The 4,194-nt window shown below is 43.0% G+C and carries 4 protein-coding genes and 1 pseudogene; 3 read left to right on the forward strand and 2 right to left on the reverse strand.

The genetic code is table 11. From position 1 onward, the window contains the following. Window positions 1-97 precede the first annotated feature (97 nt). The 3 genes from PN499_RS06135 (at window position 98) to PN499_RS06145 (ending at window position 2,221) form a co-directional block, all read left to right on the forward strand. Window positions 98-1,381: an ABC transporter substrate-binding protein gene (locus PN499_RS06135; RefSeq protein ID WP_272030810.1), complete on the forward strand. Its 1,284-nt coding sequence runs from the start codon at window positions 98-100 to the stop codon at window positions 1,379-1,381. Between the two features lie 155 nt (window positions 1,382-1,536). Next, window positions 1,537-1,836, forward strand: coding sequence for a type II toxin-antitoxin system HigB family toxin (locus PN499_RS06140; protein ID WP_272030806.1), 300 nt, complete (start codon window positions 1,537-1,539; stop codon window positions 1,834-1,836). After that, on the forward strand, window positions 1,820-2,221 hold the full coding sequence (locus tag PN499_RS06145; protein ID WP_272030807.1) for a helix-turn-helix domain-containing protein: 402 nt from the start codon (window positions 1,820-1,822) through the stop codon (window positions 2,219-2,221). Before PN499_RS06140 ends, PN499_RS06145 begins: the two co-directional genes overlap by 17 nt. Window positions 2,222-2,573: 352 nt before the next feature. On the opposite strand, the pseudogene PN499_RS06155 reads toward PN499_RS06145, so the two are convergent. Together PN499_RS06155 and PN499_RS06160 are read right to left on the reverse strand one after the other, a co-directional pair. Next, a pseudogene (locus PN499_RS06155) lies at window positions 2,574-3,201 on the reverse strand (IS1634 family transposase); the annotation flags it as partial. Window positions 3,202-3,336: 135 nt separating this feature from the next. After that, window positions 3,337-4,194: helicase C-terminal domain-containing protein (locus PN499_RS06160; RefSeq protein ID WP_272030809.1), on the reverse strand; the 858-nt coding region annotated here is incomplete at its 5' end.

The raw sequence follows: 4,194 nt of genomic DNA on the forward strand, positions 1-4,194 counted from the left end.
ATCTCCCCCATCTTCCCCATCTCCCCTACTCCCCTGCTCCAAAATTATGCTATCCAATTTAGCTGAGAATAACCATGATGGTCAAAAAATCAATAAAATGAAACGCAAGACTTGGAAACGGTTTGGAATTTTTGCCCTTTTGGGGCTGTTGGTAGCGATCGCATTTGGCTGTGCTACTGGTACTCCTAATGCTGAGAACAAGAATCGGCAAGAAGTTGAGTTCTGGACGATGCAGCTCCAACCTCAGTTTACTGATTATTTTAATCAACTGATCGCTAAGTTTGAGTCAGAAAATCCGGGGGTGAAGGTGCGATGGGTGGATGTGCCTTGGTCGGCGATGGAAAGTAAAATTTTAGCAGCAGTTTCGGCAAAAACTGCACCGGATGTGGTAAATCTTAATCCCGATTTTGCTTCGTTGTTGGCAGGACGCAATGCTTGGCTGGATTTGGATGCTAAGGTTCCTGATGCTGTGCGATCGCAATACCTCCCTAATATCTGGAAAGCTAGCATTCTCAACGGTAAAAGTTTTGGCATTCCTTGGTATCTAACAACGCAGGTCATGATTTATAATTCGGAACTCCTAAAGAAGGCGGGAGTGAGTAAACCTCCGACTACTTATGCTGAGTTGGCTGACGTTGCGAAGCAAGTTAAGGAAAAAACGGGCAAGTATGCTTTTTTTGTAACCTTTGTCCCAGAAGATTCGGCTGAGGTTTTGCAGTCTTTTGTGCAGATGGGAGTCCGTTTGGTTGATGACCAAGGAAAGGCGGCGTTTAATACTCCTGAAGGTAAAGCGGTTTTCCAGTATTGGGTTGATTTGTACAAGGGTGGGTTGTTGCCAAAGGAAGCATTAATTCAAGGCCACCGTCGAGGGATTGAACTTTATCAGGCGGGGGAGACGGCTTTGTTGGGTACGGGGCCGCAATTTTTGTCTGCGATCGCGCAGAATGCTCCGACTATAGCGCAGGTTTCGACCGCAGCTCCGCAAATTACGGGGAAAACGGGTAAGAAAAGTGTGGCGGTGATGAATTTGGTGATTCCCCGTAATACGGATGTACCCGATTTGGCTGTGAAGTTTGCCCTTTATGTAACTAACAACCAAAATCAGCTTACTTTTGCCAAGGCCGCGAATGTTTTGCCGTCAACAGTTGCGGCTTTACAGGATGGTTATTTTCAGAGTGTGGCGGCGGATGCTAAGTCGGCGGATTTGGCGAGGATGGTGAGTGCGAGTCAGATGAAGGATGCGGAGATTCTGATTCCGGCGATGCAGGATATTAAGAAGTTGCAAAAGGCGATTTATGAAAATTTGCAGGCGGCGATGTTGGATCAGAAGTCCGTTGATGCGGCTGTAACTGATGCGGCTAATGCCTGGAATCAAAGGTAGGTAAGGGTTGGGGGGGTGAGTAAAGATTTTTGCTTTACCCCCTCTCAGAAATTCTCAGAAGGCTCTTGACAGTTCACTCTCAAAATGAGAGAATTAAAAATGTAGTCGATTCGGGTATATATGGATGACAAAAACTACAAACAACTTCAACAAAGATGAATTTAATTTCAATTCGCAAGCTGCGTACCGATGCTGGCCAGTATCCTGATGTCAAAAACCAAATTGATAGCTGGTATGCAACGGTCAAGAAAGAAAAATGGCAGAGTTTGGAGGATGTTCGCAAGATATACCGAGATGCTGAAGCAGTAGGAAACTTCACCGTTTTTAATATCAAAGGTAATGATTATCGCCTGATTGTTGGGATTAACTACGCAAAGCAAACTGTTTATTACAAATATTTCCTTACTCACGCTGAATACGACAAAAATAAATGGAAAAATGACGATTACTTTTGACCGAGTTACTTATAGCAAACTACTGTCAGAAATTGCTCCCCAGGCGATCGATACTGAAGAGGAATACGATCGCCTCCTGAAAGTAGCAGAGCGGCTAACTTTTGCGAAAAACACCACTCCAGAGGAGACGGCTTTACATAAATTGTTAGTAACACTGATTGAAGCCTATGAGACAGAACACTATCCGATGGACAAAAGTTTGCCTCACGAGATTTTGCAACATATTATGGAATCTAGTGGCCTTCGTCAGGCAGATTTAGTAGCAATTATGAAGTCTTCGAGTGGTGTTGTGTCTGAAGTTGTGAATGGTAAACGAGCGATTAGCAAAGCACAGGCTAAAGCGCTTGGTGATTACTTTAAGGTATCACCTAGTTTGTTTATCTAGGGATAATTTTTGACCCAATTTAATTGGGGTTAGCCTGTAACTTGAGGCGATCGCTCTTTCTACCATATTATAACCCACATTCCGCAGATGTGGGTCGGATTTTTTTTATCTGTTGTGAAAACTTGGAAGCGAAACGCTTTTGGGCTGGAATTATGCAGTTTTAGCATTACAGAAGCTTGTTAAATTTACCTAAACTAAGTAAGTTGAAATAATTGATTTTTTCTCATATATTCATATTGCTATTTTATCGTGATCGCTCATATTTTGAAGCCAGAAAACTTATGCCAAGAGCAAATTGTCTTGACTAATTAATGAAAATTATTCACAAATATCTACACCTCGATCTCAATCGTTATTCACTTGAAAATATTAAATAGTATTGACAGCAATACTCTCCTAAATGCCGCAAGATATCTTGGTGCTCTTCGGTTAAATTGCTGACCTGATTCGAGCCATTTATCGTCACTAAATGCACCGCCTGAAACATCTGAAATATCCAGCGCATTGTTGGCTTATTGGTCATTTTTTACCTGATTCTTCACTTGCTCATTGGTAGCTTCTAATCGTTGTCTCAATACTATTTTTTTAATATCTGCTTGTTTTATGATTTCACTTTCTATTACTAGCCATCTTTGCTTGATGTTGGCATACTTACTGGTTCTAGTTGCTATTCTATAGCCTTTTATTTGAGAGTCTTCCCAGTCACTATCTTCAATGTTGCAGATTTTATTTTGAGCTGATTTGATGCTTAATGGCACTCTGGTTATCCATTTCATTTCTGCCATTGCTGACAAATTTTCCGCTGTGTATAAGGCACTATCTGCTACACAGATTCCGTCAAATGTCCACTGATTTTTAAACCCTTTCAATCTTGACACAAAGACACTTTTATCGTCGGCGTTTCCGTCATATATTTTTAGATATAATGGTACGTCTCCATCTCCACTTACGATTGTATCAATGATAAATTGTTTGAGGTTTTGGCAATTCTGAATTTCTTTGAAATTAAATCTGCTTGAATATCTGCGGAATGTGGGTTGTTTGGGAATATTTAAGCCAGATTTGGTATAACTCCTGTCAAAGATGGTGATTGAACAGGCGGGTAGAAACTCCCCTTAAGCTTGAGTTAGCCAAGTAGTATCTAAATAGTCAATCCGAGCTAAGGGGCTCAGGGCAGCTAAAACTTGATTGCCATAGCTACGATGGAGTACGCGACTATCAAAAAGAGCAACTACCCCCTGACGTTCCCTCACAGGTGCGATCGCCCTCTGCAACTCATTAAGAGCCTCTGGTAATAGGTATTGGCGAAACCAATCTTTCCGCTGTTCTTTGTAGTAAGCTACTCGCGCCGCTACTAGGGGATTTTCCAGGGAAGGTAAAGGCAAAGTTGCGATCGCCAGCATATAGGGAACAGGCAATTTCCCCTGATTCTCCCGCCAAAATTCCCACCCAGTCACCAAAATCCCGTTCTCATCCAAATCCGTTTTTTCTACCTGAACCCTAGAACCAAACTCAGAAGCAAAAATCGCACCCACCTGAGCCTTAAGGGGTACATCTCCAATCAGCAATACCGCTAACCCCGGAACCGACGCGCTCATGCACAGCATTGTGCGGATTTCCTGAATCACAGCACCCTGAAATTGCGGTGTATTGGGCATGGGTAGCCGATCGGGAACGTAAAGTTGAATTAGTTCGCTATGGCGATCGGGTGAAAATTTGACGCAGGTAATGTCTGGAAGTCCTACTGCTTGCCGATAAATCAGAGCTTTTGGGTCTAAATCCAAGGCCCCGCCAACTAAAACTACGGGTTGCTTTAACCAGATGTTGCTCAATGCCCCAGCAACGTCAACGGGAGTGCAATATAGAGAAAATGAGCCTTGCGATCGCGAAATTTCCGCCCATCTAAGTTGATTATCACTTTGCCACCCCTGCCAGAAATTGCTCCAAGGATGGGGAGATGGGGAGATGGGGAG

Source organism: Kamptonema animale CS-326, from assembly GCF_028330895.1.
Lineage (GTDB): Bacteria > Cyanobacteriota > Cyanobacteriia > Cyanobacteriales > Microcoleaceae > Kamptonema > Kamptonema formosum.

Excerpts from the sequence above, each read along its gene's own strand:
- PN499_RS06135 (WP_272030810.1), top strand. The coding sequence starts at position 98 with ATGAAACGCAAGACTTGGAAACGGTTTGGAATTTTTGCCCTTTTGGGG.
- PN499_RS06140 (WP_272030806.1), top strand. The coding sequence starts at position 1,537 with ATGAATTTAATTTCAATTCGCAAGCTGCGTACCGATGCTGGCCAGTAT.
- PN499_RS06145 (WP_272030807.1), top strand. The coding sequence starts at position 1,820 with ATGACGATTACTTTTGACCGAGTTACTTATAGCAAACTACTGTCAGAA.